Consider the following 20697-nt stretch of genomic DNA (forward strand, 5'->3'; position numbering starts at 1 on the left):
ACAACACGAGGGGCAGATCTTATGAATCCGGTAACAGCCCACGACGCGCGGCGGCGGCGCCGGCTGGCGGCCGAGATCAAGGACTCGTTGCGCGAGCTGAGCAACCAGCTCAGCCTGCTCAACCATCAGGTCGGCGCGCGTCTCGAGCTCAAGGACATCGACCTGGACTGCCTCGATCTCATCACCAGGCACGGCCCGCTGAGCCCGAGCGAGATCGCCCGCCGGGCCGGCCTGCACCCGGCAACGATGACCGGCATCCTCGACCGGCTGCAGAAGGGCGGCTGGGTCACCCGCGAGCGCGACCCCGACGCGGCAGACCGAAGAGCTGTCCAGGTCCGCGCCCTCCGCGACCGCAGCGCCGAGGTCTTCAAGCTGTACGCGGGCATGAACACCAAGATGGACCAGCTCCTGGCCGACTACTCAGCCGCCGACCTGGAGCTCCTCTCCGACTTCCTCCAACGCACCACCGCCGCCGGCCAGACCGCGACGAGCACCCTCGCCGAGGCCTGACCAGCGGCTCGAAAGCTACTTGGCGATGGCCAGGCAGGTGGTGGTGGCGTTCTTGGTGGGGTCGGATTCTGAGGTGGCGGTGAAGGTGATGCTGGCCAGGTGACTCGCCTTGGCGGTGGCCTTGGCCTGGACCGGGACGTTGATGGTGGCGCCGGTTTTGGCGGTGGCCAGGGCGTTCGGGAGGGAGAGGGTCCAGCCCTTGCCGGTGATCTTGGCGGACAAGCGGTAGACGTCGTTGTTCAGGTACTTCGCGACGTCCTCTGGATGCGTACCTTGCGGCGGTGCCGTCTTGCCGGTGTTGGTCAGCGGGAAGACGCAGGTGCTGACGCCGGCACTGCCCGGAAGGCCGACCGTCGGCCGCACCCGGACGCCGCGCCGCTGCGGGCCGGCGCCGTCGAGGGAGCGGATCGCGACCGTGTAGGACAGCTCGCCCTTGGCGTTGCGGTGCACGTTGGTGATGTAGAAGTGCAGCCGGTTCGCCTGGTCGACGTACTCGTACTCGCTGCCCGAGTTGGTACCGGCATGGAAGAGCGCGTCGGACAACTGGCGGTAGTCGCCGATCGTGATCGGGACCTTGGTGCCGTCGGGCAGTACGTAGTCGGTCATGTTGATGTCCTGCGGATTCGCGTCGATGACCCACTCGAACGGCGCGGCGTCCTGGTTCTTGGTCTTGGTGAGCAGGACGCCGGCATCGGGTGTGAACGAGTCGGTGCCGACCCGGTCGACGACCTCGATCGTGTAGTTGTTGTAGCCGCCGCCGTCGCACATCGGGTCGGTGCTGACGTCGCACTTGGGGGAGAGGTCGCCGGTGCCGAGCGCGATGTTGATGCCGGACAGGTCCTCGGCGCCCGGCTGGATCGCGCGGGCGGTGACGTCGGCGACCACCAGCCCGGATTGTGCGAGGGCCTCGCGCGACAGCCGTAGTACGTTCTGCTCGTCGACCATCTGCAGCTTGATCTTGTTGCGCAGCATGTGTTGCGCGCCCATCGACGCACCACCGGTCGCCGGGATCATCCACCGGCTGTGGGGACCGCCGGGACCGTTGAAGGTGCCACGGCTGAGCATCTCCCACGGACCGGAGTAGTCGCGTCGCGCCGGGATGCCGAACGGGTTGTTGTAGTTGTCGCCGATCCCGAGGATGTGGCTCAGTTCGTGGGCGAAGACGGACATACCGGAGCTCTCGGCCTGCGTCGTCGAACCGCCGCCGGCGTTGGGCCACAGCGTCGAGCCCGACGCCCACGAGGTCCACGGGACGTACCGGGTCAGCGACCAGTTCGGCAGCGCCGGGTCCGGCGGGCCGAAGTCGTCGGTGACGTCTTCCTTGGTCGGGAACTTCATCGACCCGAACTCCTGCCAGGTCGACGACTCGTCCTGGCCGGCGCTGAGGTAGTACACGAAGTCGAACCCGGCCGGTACTTCGGCACCCTGGTCGGCGACCCAGGCCGCGCGGGCGTCGGTGCGCAGGTTCTTGTTGCAGTTGTCACCGGCGGGGCAGGCCGTGCCGCCCTGGAACTCCATGCCGTACTCGTACGACTTGCCAGGCAGCCGGTACGCGCCGAAGGAGGTCAGGTCGACACCGTACCGGCCGCCTGAATCCTCCATCCAGTACTCGTGGATGGTGTGGCCGCGGTTGAGCGCGCCGGGCTTGTTGAGGAAGTCGCGGTAGAAGTCGGCGACCTGATCGCGCGGAATGCCATTGGCCTCGGCGCTCGGGTTGCCGAACGGCGTCGACGCCTTCGGCTGGGTGATCACGAACGGCTGGTTCGGGTAGTCGACGAGCACCAGCGCGCCCTTGAACGTCCGGACCGAGCCCTTCTTGCTCGGGTCGGCCCAGTTCGTACCGGGCGGCTTCTTGTAGTCGGCCCACGTCATGTGGTCCGGGTTGACCCAGTTCTGCGGGTCGATGGCCTGTCCGAAGCCGGGCTGCGCGACGCGTTTCGCCGCGAACTCCGACTCCTGCCACGGCTGCTGCTGAGGCCAGTGGTCGAACTGCCAAGGGTTGACGGGATCCGGCTTCTCAGCCGCCGGTACTACGGACGCGGCGGCCGGTCCGGCGTCGGCGACCGGCCGGGCAGCCGGTGTACCGGGTGCCGCGAACGCGAGGCCGGGAATCGAGACGGCGGCCAGCAGAGCGGTCGCGCGCAGGGCAAGCCGAAGCTTTCGTTGCTCAGACACGGGCGGAGTCCGATCGACGAAGGAAACATGCGGACCCTCATCCTGCCTCAACCTGGCCCAGCGGGCGACAGATGAGATGACTGTATACAGTATGTGAAGAAGTCGGTAGCCTGTGACCCATGTACTCAGTGACGAACCCGGCGACGGGTGAACTGGTCGAAGAGGTGCCGAACTCGACTGCTGAGGAGGTGGAGGCGGCCGTTGCGCGGGTGCACGGTGGGTATCAGGCGTGGCGGCGGCGGACTGTGGCTGAGCGGGCTGGGATTGTGAAGCGGGCGGCTGAGTTGTTCGCGGAGCGGGCCGATGAGCTTGCGGCGATCATGACGCTGGAGATGGGGAAGCGGATCAACGAGGGGCGTGGTGAGGTCGGCATCGTCGTCGACATCTTCAACTACTACGCCGACCATGCCGAAGAGTTGCTGGCTGATGAGCCGGTGGCGATCAAGGGCGGCAAGGCGGTCATCACCAAGAACCCGATCGGCCCGCTGCTCGGGATCATGCCGTGGAACTTTCCGTGCTACCAGGTGGCCCGCTTCGTCGCGCCGAACCTGGTCCTGGGCAACACGATCCTGCTCAAGCACGCGTCGATCTGCCCGCGTTCGGCCGCGGCGATCGAGTCGGTACTGCGGGACGCCGGCGTACCGGACGACGTGTACGTCAACACATTCGCGTCTTCCCGCCAGATCCCGGCCATCCTGGCCGACCCCCGGATCCAGGGCGTCTCGCTGACCGGGAGCGAGCAGGCCGGGATCTCCGTCGCCGCCGACGCGGGCAAGCACCTCAAGAAGACCGTGCTCGAACTGGGCGGCTCCGACCCGCTGATCGTGCTCGACTCCGCCGACCTCGACGAGACGGTCAAGGCGACCGCGACCGCCCGGATGCGCAACTGCGGCCAGTCCTGCAACGCACCCAAGCGGATGATCGTGCTCGCCGACCTGTACGACGAGTTCGTCGACAAACTCACCAAGCGGGTGGCCGACTTCTACCTCCCCGGCGACCCGGCCGACCCGGAGACGAAGCTGCCCCCGCTGGCCTCGATCGCCGCGGCCGACGAGGTCGCCGAGCAGGTCGAGCGTGCCGTCCGGCAAGGGGCGACCCTGCGGACCGGCGGTCAGCGGATCGAGCCCGGCGCGTACCTCGAGGCAACCGTGCTGACCGACGTCACGCCGGAGATGGACGCGTACTACGAGGAGATCTTCGGGCCCGTCGTGCTGGTCTTCAAGGCGGAGTCGGAAGCCGAGGCGATCGCGATCGCGAACGACTCGCCCTTCGGCCTCGGCGCCAGCGTGTGGGGCACCGATGCCGATCGCAACCGCCGGGTCGCCGATCAGATCGAGGCCGGCATGGTCTATCTGAACAGCGCGGGTGGATCGCAGGCCGATCTGCCGTTCGGCGGCATCAAGCGCTCCGGGATGGGCCGCGAACTCGGCCCGGCCGGGATCGAGGAGTTCATGAACAAGAAGTCGATCCGGCTCTAGGAGAGTTACCGGGTCAAACAGGTAACTCGGTCAAGGTTTCGGCCAGAGAATCATCTGGGTGCAGCGGAAGGTCGCGATCAGCCGGCCGGTCTGCTCGTTGGTGACGGTCGCGTCCCAGACCTGGGTGGTCCGGCCGAGGTGGAGCGGGCTCGCCTCGGCCAGGACCGCACCCTCGCGGGCGGTACCCAGGAAGTTGCTCTTCAGCTCGATCGTGGTGAACCCGGTCGCGCCCTCGGGCAGGTTGCTGATCGTGCCGTACCCGCAGAGGGTATCGGCGATGCTGACAACCGTACCGGCGTGCAGGTAGCCGTTCGGCGCGAGGAGCTCCGGGCGTACCGGCGTACGGGCCTTGAGAAGGTTCTGCTCGACCGAGGTGAACTCGATGCCGATCAGGCCCGGCAGCGCTCCCGCGCCGAACTTGGTGAACTCTTCCGGCGTATGCAGGGCCATGGCCGGAGAGTATGCCAGTGGCTGGTCAGCCGACTGCTGTGAGGAGTGCCTTGCTGAACGCCGGGAGGTCGTCGGGGTTGCGGCTGGTGATCAGGTTGCCGTCGGTCGCGACCGTCTCGTCGACCCAGTTCGCGCCGGCGTTGCGCAGGTCGGTCTGCAGACTCGGCCATGACGTCACAGTCTTGCCGCGCACGACGTCGGCCTCGATCAGGGTCCAGGGCGCATGGCAGATGGCGGCGACCGGCTTGCCCGAGTCGATGAACGCCTTGACGAAGCTCACCGCCTTCTCGTCCGTTGGAGCGCGTCCGGATTGGCCACGCCGCCGGGCAGAACGAGCGCGTCGAAGTCGTCCACCGAGGCGTCGCCGACGGCCTGATCGACCGGCTTCTTGTCACTCGGGGTCAGGTGGTCGAAGGTCTGGACCTCGCCGGTTTCGGGACTCAGCAGCACGGGCTGATGCCCGGCCTCGGCGACGGCCTTCCAGGGTTCGGTGAGTTCCACTCGCTCGATACCCTCCGCGGCAACCAGGAATGCGATCTTCTTGTCAGTCATGGCGCCCCGGTACCCGGGCTCCGGCCTGCTACACAGGGCTCGCCTAGGGTTGCGCGGGTGAGCATCGTGAAGGCGTCGCACATCGTCTGGGACTGGAACGGCACCCTGCTGCATGACAACGAGGTGGTGCTCGCGGCGGTCAACGAGGTGTGCGCCGAGTTCGGGCGGCCGCCGTTGCGGTGGGAGGAGTGGCAGCAGTTCTACTCGCGCCCGGTCCGCGCCTGTTACGAGCGGGTACTGGATCGCGCGCTGAACGATGACGACTGGGCTCGCGTCGATCGGCTGTACCACGACAAGTACGACCTGTTGCTCCACACGAGCGCGCTGGCACCCGGCGTACCGGACGAACTGATCGCGTGGCGCGAGACCGGCCGCACGCAGTCCCTGCTGTCGATGTGGTTCCACAGCCAACTGGTCCCCACCGTCGCCGGCCACGGCCTCACCGACCTCTTCCAACGAGTCGACGGCCTCCCCGGCACCCTAGGCGGCGAATCCAAGACCGACCACCTCATCCGCCACCTGAAAGCCCAAAACCTGAGCCCCGCCGACGTAGTGCTGATCGGCGACGTAGTAGACGACGCCCTGGCAGCCCAAGCAGTAGGTGCCCCCTGCATCCTCGTAGCCACCGGCGCCATGACCCGCCAGTCCCTGGAGTCCACCGGCGCCCCCGTAGCCAACACAATCCCCGAGGCCATGCAGCACGTAGTACCGGCCTGAGCGACTACCAGAAGGGGCCCCTGACGCCGACGTTCGCCGCCGTTCGCGGACCTTGTGTGCCGTCGAGCTCGCCATCGTCGAGCCACCGGTCACCGCCGATGGATTGGTGCCGCCCTCGGTGGGTTTCGCTCAGCATGCAGCGTTGCCCGCTCCGCGGCGACCAGGCCTCGCAGGTGATCCGAATCCGGCCCAGGGCCAGGGAGAACTCTTTCTCCTCGGCATCGGTCGCGCCCAGCAACACGGCGAGGATCGACAGCCGCGAGAGTGAAGGCTTGCGGGTGCCTTTGTACCAGTGGTTCACCGTCGTTTTCGGGATGCCGGTGCGGTTCGCGACCTCCCGGACCGAACTGAGGCCGGCCCGGACGGCCAGCGCCTGGATCACGATCCCCAGCTCCTTCAGGGTGCTCACCTTCCGCAGCTCGATGAGGAGCGGATCTGGTCTCCGGATGGCAGTCAGGCCGCGCTGCCAGTCCTGCTCGATCTGGGCCCAGAACGCGCCCGGATCCGGATGCGACGGCCGCCGGATCTCACCAACGGCCTGATGGAGCGTGCGCCAGAGCTCCAACCAAGCCTGAAGGATGCCGCCGCCGGCCCCGCAACCGATCAGGTAGTTGCTGACCGACTGCCATCTGGGCAGCCGGTCCCCGCCCGTGACGCGAACCGGCTGGGAGTGGGAGGAGGCCTCAATCAGCTCGCCGAGCTCACGCACGGTCAGATCGGCGTCGATGCGGACCTGGTCGAGGAGATCGGCGAACTGCTGTAGATAGGTCGACGGTGGCCGGTTCATCACGCCCGCCGGAAGGTCGCCGCCGTCAGAGCGCACCGTGTCGCCTTGGCGCTCGCGCTGGCGACAGCGCCGACCAGCGCGCCGGTCGCCGCGATCGCCGCGGCCGGCGACATTCCTTGCTTGACAAGCATTGTGGCGAAGGCCAGGGCGGACAGATGAATCACCAGCACAACGACCAGGACGACGATGACGGGCCGCCGGGTCCGAGCCTGGCGGCGTGGGGGCTGAGTGCTTCTGGACATCACTACTCCAAGTCGGATGCACGTGCAGATGCACGATGCATTTGCACACGCTGATAACGAAACACTACTGCCTGTCAGTTCTGCGAGTGAACCTCTCGACGGGCGCTCTGGTGCCGTTTTCACCAGCGGCACGTCGCTGACCTGCGAGGATTTCGCCCGCACTGTCCCAGCGTCCCGCTGGGCAGCCCCGGGATACTTGGGGAATGGCCTTCCCATTGCCGCAGGTGGTGTGCGTCTTCCCGAACGGTCCGGGTGGCGGCAACCTGTCATCGGTCATGCGGACTGGCGGTCGGGCAGTCGGGTGCGAGTTCTCCTTGCTGAGCAAGGATCTGCAGGCTGGTCCGTACCGGTCCCACGGCTGACCTGTGGCCGCGGCACTGCCTCTGGAACCGCTGCGTGGCGTCTTTAATATTCTTTGTCTTCGTATTTGTTCTTCTGCTTGTTCTTGTTTTTTTGTTGTTGACTCTTCCGGTACGACGGAACGGGCCGCGAGTGGAGTGCTCGCGGCCCGTTCGGTGCTGAGAGGGGTCAGCTGATGTCGTCGTCCTGGCCGTCGAGGGCGTCCAGGCGGTCCTTGGCCTGGTCGGTGCCCTGGTCGATCTTGTCGCCGTACTTGCCGCCGGTCTTCTCGTCGACGGCGTCGCCGGCCTTGTCGAGTCCGCCGCTGATCTTGTCGCCGTGGTCGTCGACCGCGTCGGTGACCTTGTCCTTCATGTTGTCGAAGACACCCATCTCGCTGTCGTCCTTTCGGTCGGAGTCGAGCGTCTCGCGGTCCCGCCCCCTCCGCAGGGCGGTCGGCCGCCTCCGAGACGCTCCGTACCCCGGCCAAGTGCCCGGCCGCGCCGTTGCCAAACGCAACCGTTCGGGTGGGTTGCGTGATGACGCATCAACATTCACGTCAGGGTGAAAAGTTACCGAATATCACGCTGAGTTGTATATATCCCACTCCGAGCGAGGTATAAGGGTGCGGAAAGGTTCGAACCGCCCCTTGGACCTAGGAGGAGAAATGGCTGGATTGCAAGGCGAAGTGTCATGGTTCTGCTGCGGCAACGCATGGGGACCCTGCGGAACGGCCGGGCACGGCGCCTGCGGCACCTGCAACTCGGGCAGCTCGCAGCACGCCTGGACCAACACCTCGGACGCCTGCTACTCGATCACCCGTCCCGACCGCTGCGGAATCACCGGCGTCTCCCGCCGGACCTGCGGCTTCCGGCATCAGACCACCAACCTGTGTAACGGCGCGCGCATCACCACGAGCATCGCCGACTGCGGACCGCAGACCGACCTGTTCTGCGGCGAGCGGGCCTGCTGCGGCGGTACCTGCGCCTCGAACCGGGTCATCGACCTGACCCCGGCGGCGTTCAGCGCGATCGCGAATCTGAACTCCGGACTCATTCCGTGCCAGGTAGACGCAGGCTGAGGGGGGACTGACCGATGACGAACACGATGGATCGACGCACCTTGCTCAGCGGCGCCGTACTGGGCACCGCAACCCTGGTCGGCGCGACCGCCATGGGCTCGCTCGCGCCCGAGACCGCCTTCGCCGCCCGTGCTCAGAACGCTGAGCCGGGCGCGCCCGACCCGAACTTCGCCGAGGGCCGGGTCACCGCCCGCGACGGCAGCATGATCCTGGTCTCCGGCTCCGACGGCCGGTTCCACCGGCTGCGGCTGACCGGTGGTACCAGCGTCTGGAAACTCCGCCCGACCACGCTCGACCAGGTCAAGGTCGGCGACGGCCTGTACGCCCGGGGCGTGGCGATGCCCGACGGCACGATCGCCGTCGAGTCGGTCTGGGTGAACATCGTCAACCTCAACGTGCATGTCACCGCGATCGGCCTGAACGCCCTGTACCTGGACCACAAGGGCTCGAAGATCGTGGGGCATGTCGTGCCGGGCACCAGTGCCGCTGTCTACAACGGCAAGCCCGCGGTGTCCGACATGTCGATGGTCAAGGTCGGCAAGCACGTCCAGGTGATCGGCGCCTGGCGGCCGGACACCAACGAGATCGACGTCGCCACCATCTACGCGGCGACGGCGTAGGGAGGCCGCCGATGACGGGACAGGTGGCGGCCCTCCAAGCGCTGGTGATCAGCGCGCTGCTGGTGTGGTCGTCGTACGGGAAGCTCGTCGGGCCTCTGGTCGGTGCCAGGGCGCGGCGGACGGCCCTGAAGAGGTTCGTCGGCGAGGATCGGGCCGAGCCGGCGTTCCGTGCGGTCGGCGCGATCGAGTTGCTGCTCGCCGCGTCGCTGCTGCTGCCGCCGGTGTGGAAGGTGGAGAGCCTGGCCGCGATCGCCTTGTCAGTAGGCTTTCTCGGCTATCTGACGTACACGCGGATCGCGGCTCCGGACTCGTCGTGCGGTTGTGCGGGATCCGCGATGGCGCCCGTGACGTGGCGATCGTTCGGCCGGGCAGGGTTGCTGCTGGGTGCCGCGATCTGGGCGTCCACGGCGGATACGGGCTGGTCCGCATCGTTGCCGGGAGCAACTGCTGTCGTGGTGGTGGTCGTCGAGGTGATGCTGTTCGTCGCCATGTCGGCCGAGCTCGACCGCTACTGGTTGCTGCCGTTGCGCCGGCTCAAGGTCAGGCTCACGCATCCGCTGGCGCACACGGCCTCGTACGGCGTACCGCTGGCCACGTCGGAGCACCAGTTGCTGCGCAGTAGTGCTTATCGCGCGGTGAACGCACTCCTGCGATCCGGAATCCGCGACACCTGGGACGAAGGGGACTGGCGCTTCATCAGCTACACGGCGTCGTACGACGACCGCGAGGCGACGGCTGTCTTCGCGGTACCGCGCCTGCGCTACGAGCCGGACGAGGTCCGGGTGGCGATCGTCGACGACGAGTCGGGCGAAACGCTCTACCGGCCGTCACTGTTGCCAGTGCCGGCCTGATCACACCGAACCTGTTGGGCCGGTACGCCGGTCCAACAGGTTCCGGATCAAGCGGTCAGCCGTAGACGCGATCCGGCGTGATCAGTACCGCGGTCCGATGCTGCTCGGCCATCACCCGGTCGTACTCGTCCCAGTCGTCGTGCGTGCCACCGGCAGCGGTGAAGATGTCGCGCAGCAACAGCCGCAGCGACTCGGCGTCGAGCCACGGCTGTGGGTCGTCCGGGCCGGCGAGCTGGGCCTTGCCCTCGACGGTGCCCCACTTCCAGCCCTTGCGGAAGGTGACCGACAACTGCGGACGTACCCGGAGATTGGCCAGCTTCACCTTGCCGTAGGTGACGAAGGCGAGCACGGGCTCGCCGGTCTGCGGGTGGTCGAGCACGCCGGCGTTCACCAGCGAGGACTGGATGGTCTGGTCGGCGCGCAGCGTCGAGACCACCGCGAGTCCCTGGTCCTCACTCGCCAGTGCCGCAACTTCAGCCAAGGTCGTCATACAGCCAGCCTCTCAGACCGTGCTGATCAGACGCTGCGAAGGACCGAGACGACGATGCCGAGGATGGTCGCGTTGTCGCCGTCGATCACTTCGTACGCCGGGTTGCGTGGCTCCAGGTACACGTGGCCGTTGCGGCGCCGGTACACCTTGACGGTCGCCTCCTCGTCGATCATCGCGGCGACGATCTGCCCCGAGTGCGCCTCGGACTGCTGCCGGATCACCACCATGTCGCCGTCGCAGATCGCGGCGTCGATCATCGAGTCGCCGCGGACCCGCAGCGCGAAGATCGTGCCACGGCCGGTCAGCTCGCGGGGGAGCATGAGCGAGTCGTCGAGGTGCTCGATCGCGGAGATCGGCGTACCGGCCGCGATGTCGCCGACGACCGGGACGGAGACCGAGTCGTCCGTCGCGGTCGGGGCCTGAGTGTCCTGCAGGAACATCCGGACGTCGATCGGGCGGGACATCGACTGACTGCGGCTGAGGAAGCCCTTCTCCTCCAGGCTGGTCAGGTGCCGGGAGACTGTCGACGACGAGCGGAGGCCGACGGCTTCGCCGATCTGGCGGGTGCTCGGTGAGTACCCGTGCTTGACCACCCAGTCCCGGATCGCCACCAGGATCTTCTGCTGCCGCTCGGGGAGGCCGGCGGCGTTCAACTGCTCGAAGGGGTCAAGGTCGTCGTAGGTCACCGGCCGGATTCTAGAGGCTGGGGCAGACAGTCGGCGATGCAGCCATGCGGTGGCGCGGGAGCGATTCTCGGCGCGACGACACCGGTGGCCCTCGAGACGAAGACGGCTGCCACCGCGGCAGCGGCGAAACACAGTACGGCGGTGGCGATCATCGTGGGCCGGTAGCTGGTCGAGATCGTCTCCTTGAGGTTGAGTCCGGCACCGCCGCCCAGGGTGGGAATCAGTGCGATCGCGGCGACACCGCCGATCCGCGCGACGGTGTTGTTGATCGCCGACGCCTCGCCGAGATCGGCGTTGTCGACAGCGGCCAGCACCGCGGCAGTCAGGGGAGTGACAGCGACGCCAAGCCCGACTCCCTCGAGCAGAATCCCGGGGAGGAGGCCGCCAAGGTAACTGGATCCGGGGCCGAGACCGGTCAGGTAGACGAAGCCGAGACCGACCAGCGCTATCCCGATCGCCATCATCCAGCGTGGGCCGACGCGCGCGACGAGTGCGCCGCTCAGCGGCGAGATCAGCAGGAAGACGACGGTGGACGGGATGAGTGCGGCGCCGGCCGCGGTGGCGCTGTAGTTCAACTGCAGTTCGAGTTGCAGGTACAGGATGTAGCCGGCGCCGCCGAGCGCCGCATAGAAGAGGAAGGTGCTCAGGTTGATCGCGTCGAACTGACGCGACTTGAACAACCGGAGCCGGATGACCGGTGCCTGGCGCCTGGACTCGAGCGGGAACAGGGCGATCACGCAGACGAGTCCGATCAGACCGGCCGGTATCACCGCGGGACGGGACCAGCCATGGGCCGATCCCTCGGTCAGTGCGTAGATGACGCCGCCGAAGCCGACCACGGTCAGCGCCGCACCCAGCAGGTCGAGCCGGCCACTCGCATTCTCGTCGAGGCTCTCCTTGACGTGGCGTAGTACCAGCAGAGCGGCGATCCCCAGGGGCAGGTTGAGCAGGAAGAGCCACTGCCAGGACGCATGGTCGACCAGCCAGCCACCGGCGTACGGGCCGATCGCCATCCCGAGGGTTGCCAGGCCCGCCCACAGACCGATGCCCCGGGCGCGGTCCTGCGGACGCAGGGTCGCGTTGAGCAGAGCCAGGCTGCTCGGTACGGTCAACGCCCCACCCACGCCTTGCAGGATTCTCGCGGCGATCAGCAGGCCGACCGAGTTGGCGAGAGAGCAGAGCACCGAGGCCGCCAGGGTGAGGATCAGCCCCGCGACGAGCAGGCGCCGACGGCCGTACCGGTCGGACAGGCCACCCGCGACGAGCAGCAGTGCGGCGACTGTGACCAGGTAGCCGGTCACCACCCACTGGAGCGCCGCGACGCCCGCGTGGAGGTCAGCGCCGATCGCGGGGATCGCGACGCTCACCACCGACGCGTCCAGGAACCCGATGGTCGACGCCAGGATGGTCGCGCTGACCACCGCCACCCCCGCCGTACTCCGCAGCTCCGCAGTCGCCACGCCAACACCTCCCGCCCGCCCCGCCCGCCCCGCATCCGTCCCAGAGTGCTCCCTCCCACCCCCGGAACGCCACTGTCACAGCCCGGCGGGCTGCCCTGTCTTAGCTGCAGAACCGGCGGCAACGGGTGCCGACGGCCGAGAAGGAGGAATCCGGAGATGAAGATCGTCGTGGTCGGCGGCACTGGACTGATCGGCTCGAAAGTCGTCGCGAAGCTGGGGGAGCACGGCCACGAGGCCGTTGCCGCCTCGCCCGGGACGGGTGTCAACACGCTCACCGGGGAGGGTCTGGAGATCCTCAAGGGCGCGGACGTCGTGATCGACGTCTCCAACTCGCCGAGCTTCGAGGAGGCCGCGGCGACGGAGTTCTTCAAGACCTCCAACACCAACCTGCTGGCCGCCGAGAAGGAGGCCGGGGTCGGACATCACGTCGCACTCTCGGTCGTCGGCACCGAGCGGCTGGCGAAGGCGGACAACAACCCGCAGTCCACCAGCGGCTACTTCCGGGCGAAGCTGCTGCAGGAGAGCCTCATCCAGCAGTCCGGCATCCCGTACTCGATCGTGCACGCGACCCAGTTCTACGAGTTCGCCGCCTCGATCGCGGACTCCGGCACCGACGGCGACACCGTGCGGATGCCGGGCGCGCTGATCCAGCCGATCGCGGCCGAGGACGTCGCGAAGACGGTCGCCCGGGCCGCCGTCACGCCGGCGACCAACGCGATCACCGAGGTCGGCGGGCCGGAGCAGTACGAGATGGACGAGTTCGTCCGGATCGCGCTGACCACCCGGAAGGATCCGCGGACGGTGGTACAGGACCCGAACGCGACGTACTTCGGAATCCCGGTCTCGGAGCGGTCGCTGGTACCCGAGGGCGACGCGCTGCTGGGTGACCTCCACTTCGGCGACTGGCTCGCCGCCCAGGCCGCGGAAGGGAAGTGACCTGCTGATGACCGAGATCCAGGCCGACGAAGGCGTTCTGCAGGACAAGGGCGTACCGGGCTCGGGCGCGTGGCAGAACGGGCTCACCATGCTGCAGTCGACGACCCCGCCGCACATCTCCGAGCAGGCCGAGGTGATGACGGTGGTCATCGAGTACCCGCCGGGTGACCCGGGTGCTCCGCCGCACCGGCACTCCGGACCCGCCTTCGGCTATGTGCTGGAGGGGGAGGTGTGGTTCGAGCTGGAGGGCGAGGCGCCCCGGGCGATCAAGGCCGGCGAGGCGTTCTGGGAGCCGGGCGGTGACGTCATCCACTACCGCGACGGCAACAACCGGTCGGACATCGCGTGCAAGTTCGTCGTCACCATGATCGGCGTACCGGGCCAGCCGATGTTCGTCGTCGTCGACGACGAGGAGCTCGAAGCCCGCAAGGACCGGCGGGTTCCGGCGCAGTCATGAGCACACCGGACGAGGAGTTCCTGGGTGAGCTCGAGGTCGAGGTGGACGCCGAGCTGACGACGATCGAGGCGAGCCGGCCGGACGAGTTCGGTCCGCCCGAGGGCTGGCTGGCCGATCCGGCCGAGGTCGAGTACGAGGAGGCGAGCCTGCGCAGCCTCCGCGGCGCGATCGAGTCGCTGGAAGGCAAGGCCGATGAACAGTCCCGCTGAAGCGGGACGTCGTGATCTCCGTACCGATGTCCGGTACGGAGATCACGTGGGGCTGGAGGAAATCCCACCGAAACCCGCCGAACTCGCTAGCCTGAGGCGCGAAGTCCCCAGTGTTGGCAGGTTGGTCGAGTGAGAGGTCTCCTCCTGAGCATGGCCGTCCGGTTGCGAGTACCGATGAAAGCCCGGCCGATCGACGAGCCGCACCGCGCGTCGAGTCCGCTCGAACTGCTCTTCGACCTGACCTTCGTGGTCGCGGTCGCCGCCGCGACGGCGCAGCTGGCGCACGGGGTCGCGGACGGGCACGCGCACGAGTCGGTGGTGCCGTTCCTGCAGGTCTTCTTCGCGATCTGGTGGGCCTGGATGAACTTCACCTGGTTCGCCTCGTCGTACGACACCGACGACGTCGTCTACCGATTGACCACGATGGTGCAGATGGCCGGCGTCCTGGTGCTGGCGGCCGGAGTACCGGCGGCGGCCACGCACTCGGACTACACGTGGATCACGGTGGGCTACCTGGTCATGCGGATCGGGCTGGTGAGCCAGTGGATCCGGTCCGGCATCGAGGATCCCGAGCGGCGCGGCACGTCCTTCCGGTACGCGGCCGGGATCTCGATCGTGCAGGTGGGGTGGGTCCTGCGGATCGCCGTGTTCGACAGCGTCAGTCCGTGGACCTTCCTCTTCCTGGTCGTACTCGAGCTGCTGGTGCCGTGGTGGGCCGAGCGGGCGGCCAAGACGAACTGGCATCCACACCACATCGCCGAACGGTACGGGCTGTTCGTCATCATCGTGCTCGGCGAGAGCGTGCTGGCCGCCACCCGCGCGGTCCAGGACGCCGTCGAGGCGAGCCATGTCAGCCTGGACCTGATCGTCGTGGCGCTGTGCGGTCTGGTACTGCTGTTCTCGATCTGGTGGCTGTACTTCCTGCATCCGTCCGGGACAGGTCTGGCCGATCGTCGCCACCGTTCCTACCACTGGGGCTACGGCCACTACGGCATCTTCGGCGCCCTCGCCGCACTGGGCGCCGGCCTGGAAGTCAGCGTCGAGCAAGCAGGCCACCACATCGAGGCATCCGAAACCACCGTCGCCTACGCGGTAGCCATCCCGGTCGCCGTCTTCCTGCTCCTACTACACGCCGTCCAAACAGCAATCAGCCCAGACCGCATCACCAGCCGCCCCGCAATCGTCGTATGCGTGGCGCTCATCCTGCTCCTCCCACTAGCAACCCCCACCCTCACCGTCACAGGCACGGTCGCCACCATCACCGCCCTAGTAGTCCTGCTAACCGCAGCCACCATCACCTGGCCCGCCACAGCCACACCCTCGAACTAACAAGAACAAGAACAAGAGGTGACTGCAAGCGAAAGCTGGCCGGTTAGTTGGTCGGGCGGGAGATGCCTAGGCCGCTGCGGGAGTCTCGGCCGTATTTGGTTATTTCGGCGGCGAGGTCCAGGCGGGAGACGCCGGATTTGGTGCGGTCGGCGTCGGTCAGGAGGTTGGCTGGGATGATCCAGACTATTTCGAATTCGAGGCCGTCGGGGTCTTTGCCGTAGAGGGACTTGGTGGTGCCGTGGTCGGATTGGCCGACCAGGGCGCCGGCTGCCGTGAGGGCTTTTTCCAGGGTTTCCAGGTCGCCTAGGGTGTCGACTTCCCAGGCCAGGTGGTAGAGGCCGACGGTGGATTTGCCGGCACCTGATGGGCCTGCTTCGGCGCCGATCTGGAACAGGCCCAGGTCGTGGTCGTTGGTGGAGTCGGGGGCGCGGAGGAAGGCGGCGCCCTGGTAGGCGTCGCCGCCTTCGGTGTAGTCGAAGCCGAGGACGTCGCGGTAGAAGGCGACGCTCGCGGGGACGTCACGGACGTACAGGACAGCGTGGTTCAGCCGGAAGATCGCCATCTGCCCATGGTAGTTGAGGACTCAACCGGTGGGTAGTTCCGCCGGGTCAGTGGCGGGCTTTGGACTTGGCTGCCTTGGCTTCTTTCACGCGCTCGGCTTCGGCCTGTACGTCCGCCTGGATCTCGCGTTCGCGCTGGAGCCAGTCGGGGTTCTCGGCGCGCAGGTCCTCGATCTCGGCGGTGGTGAGGGGCTCGGTGTAGCCGGCCCGGGCCAGGCCGGAGATGGAGACGGCCAGGCGGGCGGCGACGACCGGGCGGGGGTGCGGGCCGTTGGCGCGCAGGTCGCGCAGCCACTCCGGCGGGTCGGTCTGCAGGGAGTTCAGCTCGTCGCGGGTGATCAGGCCTTCCTGGAACTCCGCGGGCGTGGCCTCGAGGTACACACCGAGCTTCTTGGCCGCCGTTGCGGGTTTCATGGTCTGGCTGGTCTTCGGCGACGTCATGGGGCCAGGGTATCGAGAGATAGCCTGACCCGGTGACAGCACCGACTTTCAGGCTCGCGTACGTCCCCGGCGTGACACCGACCAAGTGGGTGCGGATCTGGAACGAGCGGCTGCCTCGAGTCGCGCTGGAGCTGGTCGGCGTACCGGCGGCTGAGGCGGCTGATCTGGTACGCAGCGGTGGTGCCGAGGCCGCTTTGTTGCGGTTGCCGATCGATCGCGATGGGCTGAACGCGATCCCGCTCTACACGGAGACCACCGTGGTCGTCGTACCGAAGGATCATCTGGTGACGGCGGCGGAAGAGGTGACCGCTGCGGATCTGGCCGATGACGTCGTACTACGCCCGCTCGACGACACACTCGACTGGGAACAGTTGCCCGGTCACCTTTTCGCCGAGCGGCCGGAGACGACTGCCTCGGCGATCGAACTGGTCGCGGCGGGGGTGGGGCTGCTCGTCGTACCGCAGTCGCTGGCCCGGCTTCATCACCGCAAGGACCTCACGTACCGGCCGATCACCGACGCGCCGGAGTCGCAGGTCGTGCTGAGCTGGCCCGAGGGTGAGCCGACCGACCTGATGGAACAACTCATCGGCATCATCCGGGGGCGGACCGTCAACAGTTCCCGGCAGGTGCCGACGCCGCCGAAGGCCAAGCCGACGAAGAAGAAGTCCACCCCGCCCGCGAAGACGCCCAAGCGTCCGCAAAGGGGCAACCGCCGCCGCTGATCCTTCGAAGTCGCCCGATCAACAGGCCACGGCCTCCAACGCCGGCGGGCGAGCAGGTGGTTGGGTCCGCCGGTCCGGCTGGGGCTGGGTGCGGGGTGGGTGGCTGGGTCCGCCGATCCAGCTGGGGTTGGGTGGTGCTGGGCAGGTGGCTGGGTCCGCCGGTCCGGCTGGGGTTGGGTTGTGCCGCGGGGTGGGTGGCTACGGCCGCCGATCGGCTGGGGTTGGGTATTGCTGCTGGGTGGGCGGTGGGTCTGTCGGTTCGGCGGGCCGGGTGGTGCCGCGGGGCCGGTGGCTGGTTCGGCTGGGGCTGGGTTGTGCTGCCGGGCGGGTGGCTGGGTCTGCCGATCCGGCTGGGGGTGGGTGTTGCTGCTGGGTGGGTGGCTGGGGCTGCTGGTCCGGCTGGGGTTGGGCTGTGCTGCCGGGTGGGTGCCTGGGTCTGCCGGTCCGGCTGGGGGGATGGGTGGCTAGGTCCGCCGATCAGGCTGGGTTGGGGTTGCTGCTGGGTGGGCGGTGGGTCTGTCGGTTCCGCGGGCTGGGTGGTGCCGCGGGGCCGGTTGCTGGGCCTGTCGGTCTGGCTGGGGGTGGGTGTTGCTGCTGGGTGGGTGGCTGGGCCTGTCGGTCTGGCTGGGGTTGGGTTGTGCTGCTGGGTGGGTAGCGGGGCTGCTGGTCTGGCTGGGGGTGGTGGTGCGGCCGGCGGGTGGTGGGGGTGTTGGGTCGGTGGGGTGGGTGGTGGCGCGGGTGGGGTGGGGGTTGGTGTTTGGGAAGCTAATCTTGACTGGTTCCAGAAAAGGGGGGAGACTCCGGGGGTGGCGATGACGGAGTTCGAGGAGCGGTTGCGTGGGGCTGCGTTGCGCGTGACCAAGCCTCGGGTGGCTGTGCTGGCTGCGGTGCGGGAGAACCCGCATGCGGATACGGACACGATCATCCAGTCGGTTCGCAACGAGCTCGATGTGTCTCATCAGGCTGTTTATGACGTGCTTCGGGCGCTGACTGCCGCCGGTCTCCTCAGGCGGATTCAGCCGACCGGGTCGGTGGCCCGGTACGAGGGGCGCGTCGGGGACAACCACCACCATGTCGTCTGCCGGTCCTGCGGAGCGATCGAAGACGTCGACTGCGCGCACGGCTCCGCCCCTTGCCTGACGGCGTCGGACGATCACGGCTACGTGATCGACGAGGCCGAGGTCGTCTACTGGGGCCTCTGTCCCAACTGTTCCACCACGTCCAGAACCCCTTGATCCCGGAAGGTTTGCCGTGTCTGAAGGACCGAACGCCGAAGTCGGCGAGATGAACGACGAGAGCGGAGCCAAGTGCCCCGTCGACCACGGACAGCTGAAGCACCCGACCGAGGGCGGCACCAACCGTGAGTGGTGGCCGAACCAGCTCAACCTGAAGATCCTGCGCAAGCACCCGGCCGTCGCCAACCCGATGGGCGAGGACTTCGACTACGCCGCCGCGTTCGCGACCGTGGACCTGGACGAGCTGGCCGCGGACGTCGACGCGGTGCTGACCACGTCGCAGGACTGGTGGCCGGCCGACTTCGGGCACTACGGCCCGTTCATGATCCGGATGGCGTGGCACAGCGCCGGTACGTACCGGGTACAGGACGGCCGTGGTGGCGCGGGCGCCGGCATGCAGCGGTTCGCGCCGCTGAACAGCTGGCCGGACAACGGCAACCTGGACAAGGCCCGCCGGCTGCTCTGGCCGGTGAAGAAGAAGTGGGGCGCCAAGGTCTCCTGGGCGGACCTGATGATCTTCACGGGCAACCGCGCGCTGGAGACGATGGGCTTCAAGACCTTCGGTTTCGCCGGCGGCCGTGCGGACGTGTGGGAGCCGGACGAGGACGTCTACTGGGGCCCGGAGACCACCTGGCTGGGCGATGAGCGGTACACCGGCGACCGTGAGCTGGAGACACCGCTGGCCGCAGTACAGATGGGCCTCATCTATGTGAACCCCGAAGGCCCGAACGGCAACCCGGACCCGCTGGGCTCGGCCCGCGACATCCGCGAGACGTTCGGCCGGATGGCGATGAACGACGAGGAGACCGTCGCGCTGATCGCCGGTGGGCACACCTTCGGCAAGGCGCACGGCGCGGCCGACCCGGAGAAGTACGTCGGCTCCGAGCCGGAAGGCGCTCCACTGGAGGAGCAGGGCCTGGGCTGGAAGCAGGGCTTCGGCAGCGGCAAGGGCCGCGACACGATCACCAGCGGCCTCGAGGTCACCTGGACCTCCACCCCGACGCAGTGGAGCCACGGGTTCTTCCAGAACCTGTTCGGGTACGAGTGGGAGCTGACCAAGAGCCCGGCCGGCGCCCACCAGTGGGTGGCGAAGGACGGCGCCGGCGCGAACACCGTGCCGGACCCCGAGGACGGCACGCTGAACCGGCCGCCGACGATGCTGACCGCCGACCTCGCGCTGCGCTTCGACCCGATCTACGAGCAGATCTCGCGCCGGTTCCTGGAGAACCCGGACGAGTTCGCGGACGCCTTCGCCCGCGCGTGGTTCAAGCTGACGCACCGCGACATGGGCCCGATCGAGCGCTACCTCGGCCCGCTGGTGCCGCAGGAGGAGCTGCTCTGGCAGGACCGCGTCCCGGCCGTCGACCACGAGCTGGTCGGCGACGAGGACATCGCCGCGCTCAAGGCGCAGCTCCTCGGCTCGGGCCTGTCCGTCTCGCAGCTGGTCTCGACCGCGTGGGCCTCGGCCTCGTCGTTCCGGATCAGCGACAAGCGCGGCGGCGCCAACGGCGCCCGGATCCGCCTGCAGCCGCAGATCGGCTGGGAGGTCAACCAGCCCGACGCGCTGGCGCAGGTTCTCCGGACGCTGGAAGGCATCCAGGAGACCTTCAACGCGACCGGCAAGAAGGTCTCGCTGGCCGACCTGATCGTGCTGGGCGGCGTCGCGGCGGTGGAGACGGCTGCCAAGGCTGCCGGGTACGACGTCGAGGTGCCGTTCACCCCGGGCCGTACCGACGCTTCGCAGGAGCAGACCGACGTCGAGTCGTTCGCCGCGATGGAGCCGACGGCGGACGGGTTCCGCAACTACCTCGGCAAGGGCAACCGGCTGCCGGCGGAGTACCTGCTCATCGACAAGGCCAACCTGCTGAACCTGAGCGCGCCGGAGATGACCGTACTGATCGGTGGCCTGCGCGTCCTGGGCGCCAACCACCAGCAGTCGGCGCACGGTGTCTTCACCGAGCGTCCCGGTCAGCTGACCAACGACTTCTTCGCGAACCTGCTCGACATGGGGATCACCTGGAAGCCGGCCGCCTCCGACGTCGGGACGTACGAGGCCCGCGGCGCCGACGGTGAGGTCAAGTGGACCGGTACCCGGGTCGACCTGCTGTTCGGCTCGAACTCCGAGCTGCGGGCGCTGGCCGAGGTCTACGCCAGCGACGACGCGCAGGAGAAGTTCGTGCACGACTTCGTGGCCGCCTTCGACAAGGTGATGAACCTGGATCGCTACGACATCAGCTGATCCAGTGTCACAGCGAACAGCCCGGGCCACTCGGCCCGGGCTGTTCTGCGTGAAGCGACCCCGACTCGACGGTAGGGGTCGAAGCCTGGGAATGTGTGCACTGACAGGTTTCCCGACGACAGGAGTACTGC

The 20697-nt window shown here is 67.9% G+C and carries 23 protein-coding genes and 1 pseudogene; 13 read left to right on the forward strand and 11 right to left on the reverse strand.

Features of this window, described 5'->3' with window-relative positions:
* Positions 1–21 precede the first annotated feature (21 nt).
* Positions 22–510, forward strand: coding sequence for a MarR family transcriptional regulator (locus ACIA12_RS03675; RefSeq protein ID WP_396365246.1), 489 nt, complete (start codon positions 22–24; stop codon positions 508–510).
* Between the two features lie 15 nt (positions 511–525).
* On the opposite strand, the gene ACIA12_RS03680 is transcribed toward ACIA12_RS03675, so the two are convergent.
* On the reverse strand, positions 526–2685 hold the full coding sequence (locus ACIA12_RS03680) for a M6 family metalloprotease domain-containing protein (protein WP_396365247.1): 2160 nt from the start codon (positions 2683–2685) through the stop codon (positions 526–528).
* Between the two features lie 119 nt (positions 2686–2804).
* On the opposite strand from ACIA12_RS03680, the gene ACIA12_RS03685 reads away from it, so the two are divergent.
* Positions 2805–4163: an NAD-dependent succinate-semialdehyde dehydrogenase gene (locus ACIA12_RS03685; protein ID WP_396365248.1), complete on the forward strand. Its 1359-nt coding sequence runs from the start codon at positions 2805–2807 to the stop codon at positions 4161–4163.
* A 30-nt stretch (positions 4164–4193) separates the two neighbouring features.
* On the opposite strand, the gene ACIA12_RS03690 is transcribed toward ACIA12_RS03685, so the two are convergent.
* Together ACIA12_RS03690 and ACIA12_RS03695 are read right to left on the reverse strand one after the other, a co-directional pair.
* Entirely contained in the window at positions 4194–4613 is a 420-nt protein-coding gene (locus tag ACIA12_RS03690; RefSeq protein ID WP_396365249.1) for a PaaI family thioesterase, read from the reverse strand.
* A 25-nt stretch (positions 4614–4638) separates the two neighbouring features.
* Positions 4639–5279 (reverse strand): annotated as a pseudogene (locus ACIA12_RS03695) (type 1 glutamine amidotransferase domain-containing protein).
* Between ACIA12_RS03695 and ACIA12_RS03700 the strand changes: the two are divergent.
* Positions 5223–5882, forward strand: a complete 660-nt coding sequence (locus ACIA12_RS03700) for an HAD family hydrolase (protein WP_396365250.1) — start codon at positions 5223–5225, stop codon at positions 5880–5882. The pseudogene ACIA12_RS03695 and the gene ACIA12_RS03700 sit on opposite strands and share 57 nt — an antisense overlap.
* Positions 5883–5886: 4 nt before the next feature.
* Here ACIA12_RS03700 and ACIA12_RS03705 read toward each other — a convergent pair whose 3' ends face one another.
* The 3 genes from ACIA12_RS03705 to ACIA12_RS03715 form a co-directional block, all read right to left on the reverse strand.
* Positions 5887–6705, reverse strand: a complete 819-nt coding sequence (locus tag ACIA12_RS03705; RefSeq protein ID WP_396365251.1) for a helix-turn-helix domain-containing protein — start codon at positions 6703–6705, stop codon at positions 5887–5889.
* Positions 6669–6911: a hypothetical protein gene (locus ACIA12_RS03710; RefSeq protein ID WP_396365252.1), complete on the reverse strand. Its 243-nt coding sequence runs from the start codon at positions 6909–6911 to the stop codon at positions 6669–6671. The genes ACIA12_RS03705 and ACIA12_RS03710 overlap by 37 nt, the downstream gene beginning before the upstream one ends.
* A gap of 528 nt (positions 6912–7439) precedes the next feature.
* Positions 7440–7643: an antitoxin gene (locus ACIA12_RS03715; protein ID WP_396365253.1), complete on the reverse strand. Its 204-nt coding sequence runs from the start codon at positions 7641–7643 to the stop codon at positions 7440–7442.
* A gap of 274 nt (positions 7644–7917) precedes the next feature.
* On the opposite strand from ACIA12_RS03715, the gene ACIA12_RS03720 reads away from it, so the two are divergent.
* The 3 genes from ACIA12_RS03720 to ACIA12_RS03730 are packed head-to-tail and all read left to right on the forward strand — an operon-like array spanning position 7918 to position 9802.
* The gene (locus ACIA12_RS03720; RefSeq protein WP_396365254.1) at positions 7918–8331 is read left to right on the forward strand and encodes a hypothetical protein; all 414 of its coding nucleotides are present in this window, start codon (positions 7918–7920) and stop codon (positions 8329–8331) included.
* Between the two features lie 14 nt (positions 8332–8345).
* Positions 8346–8951, forward strand: a complete 606-nt coding sequence (locus ACIA12_RS03725) for a cell wall protein (RefSeq protein ID WP_396365255.1) — start codon at positions 8346–8348, stop codon at positions 8949–8951.
* Between the two features lie 11 nt (positions 8952–8962).
* Entirely contained in the window at positions 8963–9802 is an 840-nt protein-coding gene (locus ACIA12_RS03730) for a MauE/DoxX family redox-associated membrane protein (RefSeq protein WP_396365256.1), read from the forward strand.
* Positions 9803–9857: 55 nt separating this feature from the next.
* On the opposite strand, the gene ACIA12_RS03735 is transcribed toward ACIA12_RS03730, so the two are convergent.
* Genes ACIA12_RS03735 through ACIA12_RS03745 form a run of 3 tightly spaced genes read right to left on the reverse strand, consistent with a single transcriptional unit; the run spans position 9858 to position 12438 of the window.
* Positions 9858–10292, reverse strand: coding sequence for a TIGR03618 family F420-dependent PPOX class oxidoreductase (locus ACIA12_RS03735; RefSeq protein WP_396365257.1), 435 nt, complete (start codon positions 10290–10292; stop codon positions 9858–9860).
* 26 nt (positions 10293–10318) lie between these two features.
* Complete coding sequence (gene lexA / locus ACIA12_RS03740; protein WP_396365258.1) at positions 10319–10978, reverse strand: transcriptional repressor LexA; 660 nt, start codon at positions 10976–10978, stop codon at positions 10319–10321.
* Positions 10975–12438 carry a DHA2 family efflux MFS transporter permease subunit gene (locus ACIA12_RS03745; protein ID WP_396365259.1) on the reverse strand — a complete coding sequence of 488 codons (1464 nt, stop codon included), beginning with the start codon at positions 12436–12438 and terminating at the stop codon, positions 10975–10977. The genes lexA and ACIA12_RS03745 overlap by 4 nt, the downstream gene beginning before the upstream one ends.
* A gap of 156 nt (positions 12439–12594) precedes the next feature.
* Here ACIA12_RS03745 and ACIA12_RS03750 point away from each other — a divergent pair, with 156 nt between their 5' ends.
* The 4 genes from ACIA12_RS03750 (at position 12595) to ACIA12_RS03765 (ending at position 15369) form a co-directional block, all read left to right on the forward strand.
* Positions 12595–13374, forward strand: coding sequence for an SDR family oxidoreductase (locus ACIA12_RS03750; protein ID WP_396365260.1), 780 nt, complete (start codon positions 12595–12597; stop codon positions 13372–13374).
* Positions 13375–13381: 7 nt separating this feature from the next.
* On the forward strand, positions 13382–13831 hold the full coding sequence (locus ACIA12_RS03755; protein WP_396365261.1) for a cupin domain-containing protein: 450 nt from the start codon (positions 13382–13384) through the stop codon (positions 13829–13831).
* Positions 13828–14040 carry a hypothetical protein gene (locus ACIA12_RS03760; protein WP_396365262.1) on the forward strand — a complete coding sequence of 71 codons (213 nt, stop codon included), beginning with the start codon at positions 13828–13830 and terminating at the stop codon, positions 14038–14040. The genes ACIA12_RS03755 and ACIA12_RS03760 overlap by 4 nt, the downstream gene beginning before the upstream one ends.
* A 129-nt stretch (positions 14041–14169) precedes the next feature.
* On the forward strand, positions 14170–15369 hold the full coding sequence (locus tag ACIA12_RS03765) for a low temperature requirement protein A (protein ID WP_396365263.1): 1200 nt from the start codon (positions 14170–14172) through the stop codon (positions 15367–15369).
* Between the two features lie 43 nt (positions 15370–15412).
* Here ACIA12_RS03765 and ACIA12_RS03770 read toward each other — a convergent pair whose 3' ends face one another.
* Entirely contained in the window at positions 15413–15931 is a 519-nt protein-coding gene (locus ACIA12_RS03770) for a VOC family protein (RefSeq protein WP_396365264.1), read from the reverse strand.
* A 46-nt stretch (positions 15932–15977) separates the two neighbouring features.
* Entirely contained in the window at positions 15978–16370 is a 393-nt protein-coding gene (locus tag ACIA12_RS03775) for a DUF5997 family protein (protein ID WP_396365265.1), read from the reverse strand.
* A gap of 32 nt (positions 16371–16402) precedes the next feature.
* Between ACIA12_RS03775 and ACIA12_RS03780 the strand changes: the two genes are divergently transcribed.
* The 3 genes from ACIA12_RS03780 (at position 16403) to katG (ending at position 20566) form a co-directional block, all read left to right on the forward strand.
* Entirely contained in the window at positions 16403–17092 is a 690-nt protein-coding gene (locus ACIA12_RS03780; RefSeq protein ID WP_396365266.1) for a LysR family substrate-binding domain-containing protein, read from the forward strand.
* A gap of 812 nt (positions 17093–17904) precedes the next feature.
* The gene (locus tag ACIA12_RS03785) at positions 17905–18327 is read left to right on the forward strand and encodes a Fur family transcriptional regulator (protein WP_396366024.1); all 423 of its coding nucleotides are present in this window, start codon (positions 17905–17907) and stop codon (positions 18325–18327) included.
* Between the two features lie 49 nt (positions 18328–18376).
* Positions 18377–20566 carry a catalase/peroxidase HPI gene (gene katG / locus ACIA12_RS03790; protein ID WP_396366025.1) on the forward strand — a complete coding sequence of 730 codons (2190 nt, stop codon included), beginning with the start codon at positions 18377–18379 and terminating at the stop codon, positions 20564–20566.
* Positions 20567–20697 lie beyond the last annotated feature (131 nt).

This window comes from Kribbella sp. NPDC051620 (genome assembly GCF_044453825.1).
Lineage (GTDB): Bacteria > Actinomycetota > Actinomycetes > Propionibacteriales > Kribbellaceae > Kribbella.

Coding starts and splice junctions, on each gene's coding strand:
- ACIA12_RS03675 (WP_396365246.1), top strand. CDS start 22: ATGAATCCGGTAACAGCCCACGACGCGCGGCGGCGGCGCCGGCTGGCG.
- ACIA12_RS03685 (WP_396365248.1), top strand. CDS start 2,805: ATGTACTCAGTGACGAACCCGGCGACGGGTGAACTGGTCGAAGAGGTG.
- ACIA12_RS03690 (WP_396365249.1), bottom strand. CDS start 4,613: ATGGCCCTGCATACGCCGGAAGAGTTCACCAAGTTCGGCGCGGGAGCG.
- ACIA12_RS03710 (WP_396365252.1), bottom strand. CDS start 6,911: ATGTCCAGAAGCACTCAGCCCCCACGCCGCCAGGCTCGGACCCGGCGG.
- ACIA12_RS03715 (WP_396365253.1), bottom strand. CDS start 7,643: ATGGGTGTCTTCGACAACATGAAGGACAAGGTCACCGACGCGGTCGAC.
- ACIA12_RS03720 (WP_396365254.1), top strand. CDS start 7,918: ATGGCTGGATTGCAAGGCGAAGTGTCATGGTTCTGCTGCGGCAACGCA.
- ACIA12_RS03725 (WP_396365255.1), top strand. CDS start 8,346: ATGACGAACACGATGGATCGACGCACCTTGCTCAGCGGCGCCGTACTG.
- ACIA12_RS03730 (WP_396365256.1), top strand. CDS start 8,963: ATGACGGGACAGGTGGCGGCCCTCCAAGCGCTGGTGATCAGCGCGCTG.
- ACIA12_RS03735 (WP_396365257.1), bottom strand. CDS start 10,292: ATGACGACCTTGGCTGAAGTTGCGGCACTGGCGAGTGAGGACCAGGGA.
- ACIA12_RS03750 (WP_396365260.1), top strand. CDS start 12,595: ATGAAGATCGTCGTGGTCGGCGGCACTGGACTGATCGGCTCGAAAGTC.
- ACIA12_RS03755 (WP_396365261.1), top strand. CDS start 13,382: ATGACCGAGATCCAGGCCGACGAAGGCGTTCTGCAGGACAAGGGCGTA.
- ACIA12_RS03760 (WP_396365262.1), top strand. CDS start 13,828: ATGAGCACACCGGACGAGGAGTTCCTGGGTGAGCTCGAGGTCGAGGTG.
- ACIA12_RS03770 (WP_396365264.1), bottom strand. CDS start 15,931: ATGGCGATCTTCCGGCTGAACCACGCTGTCCTGTACGTCCGTGACGTC.
- ACIA12_RS03775 (WP_396365265.1), bottom strand. CDS start 16,370: ATGACGTCGCCGAAGACCAGCCAGACCATGAAACCCGCAACGGCGGCC.
- ACIA12_RS03785 (WP_396366024.1), top strand. CDS start 17,905: ATGACGGAGTTCGAGGAGCGGTTGCGTGGGGCTGCGTTGCGCGTGACC.
- katG (WP_396366025.1), top strand. CDS start 18,377: ATGAACGACGAGAGCGGAGCCAAGTGCCCCGTCGACCACGGACAGCTG.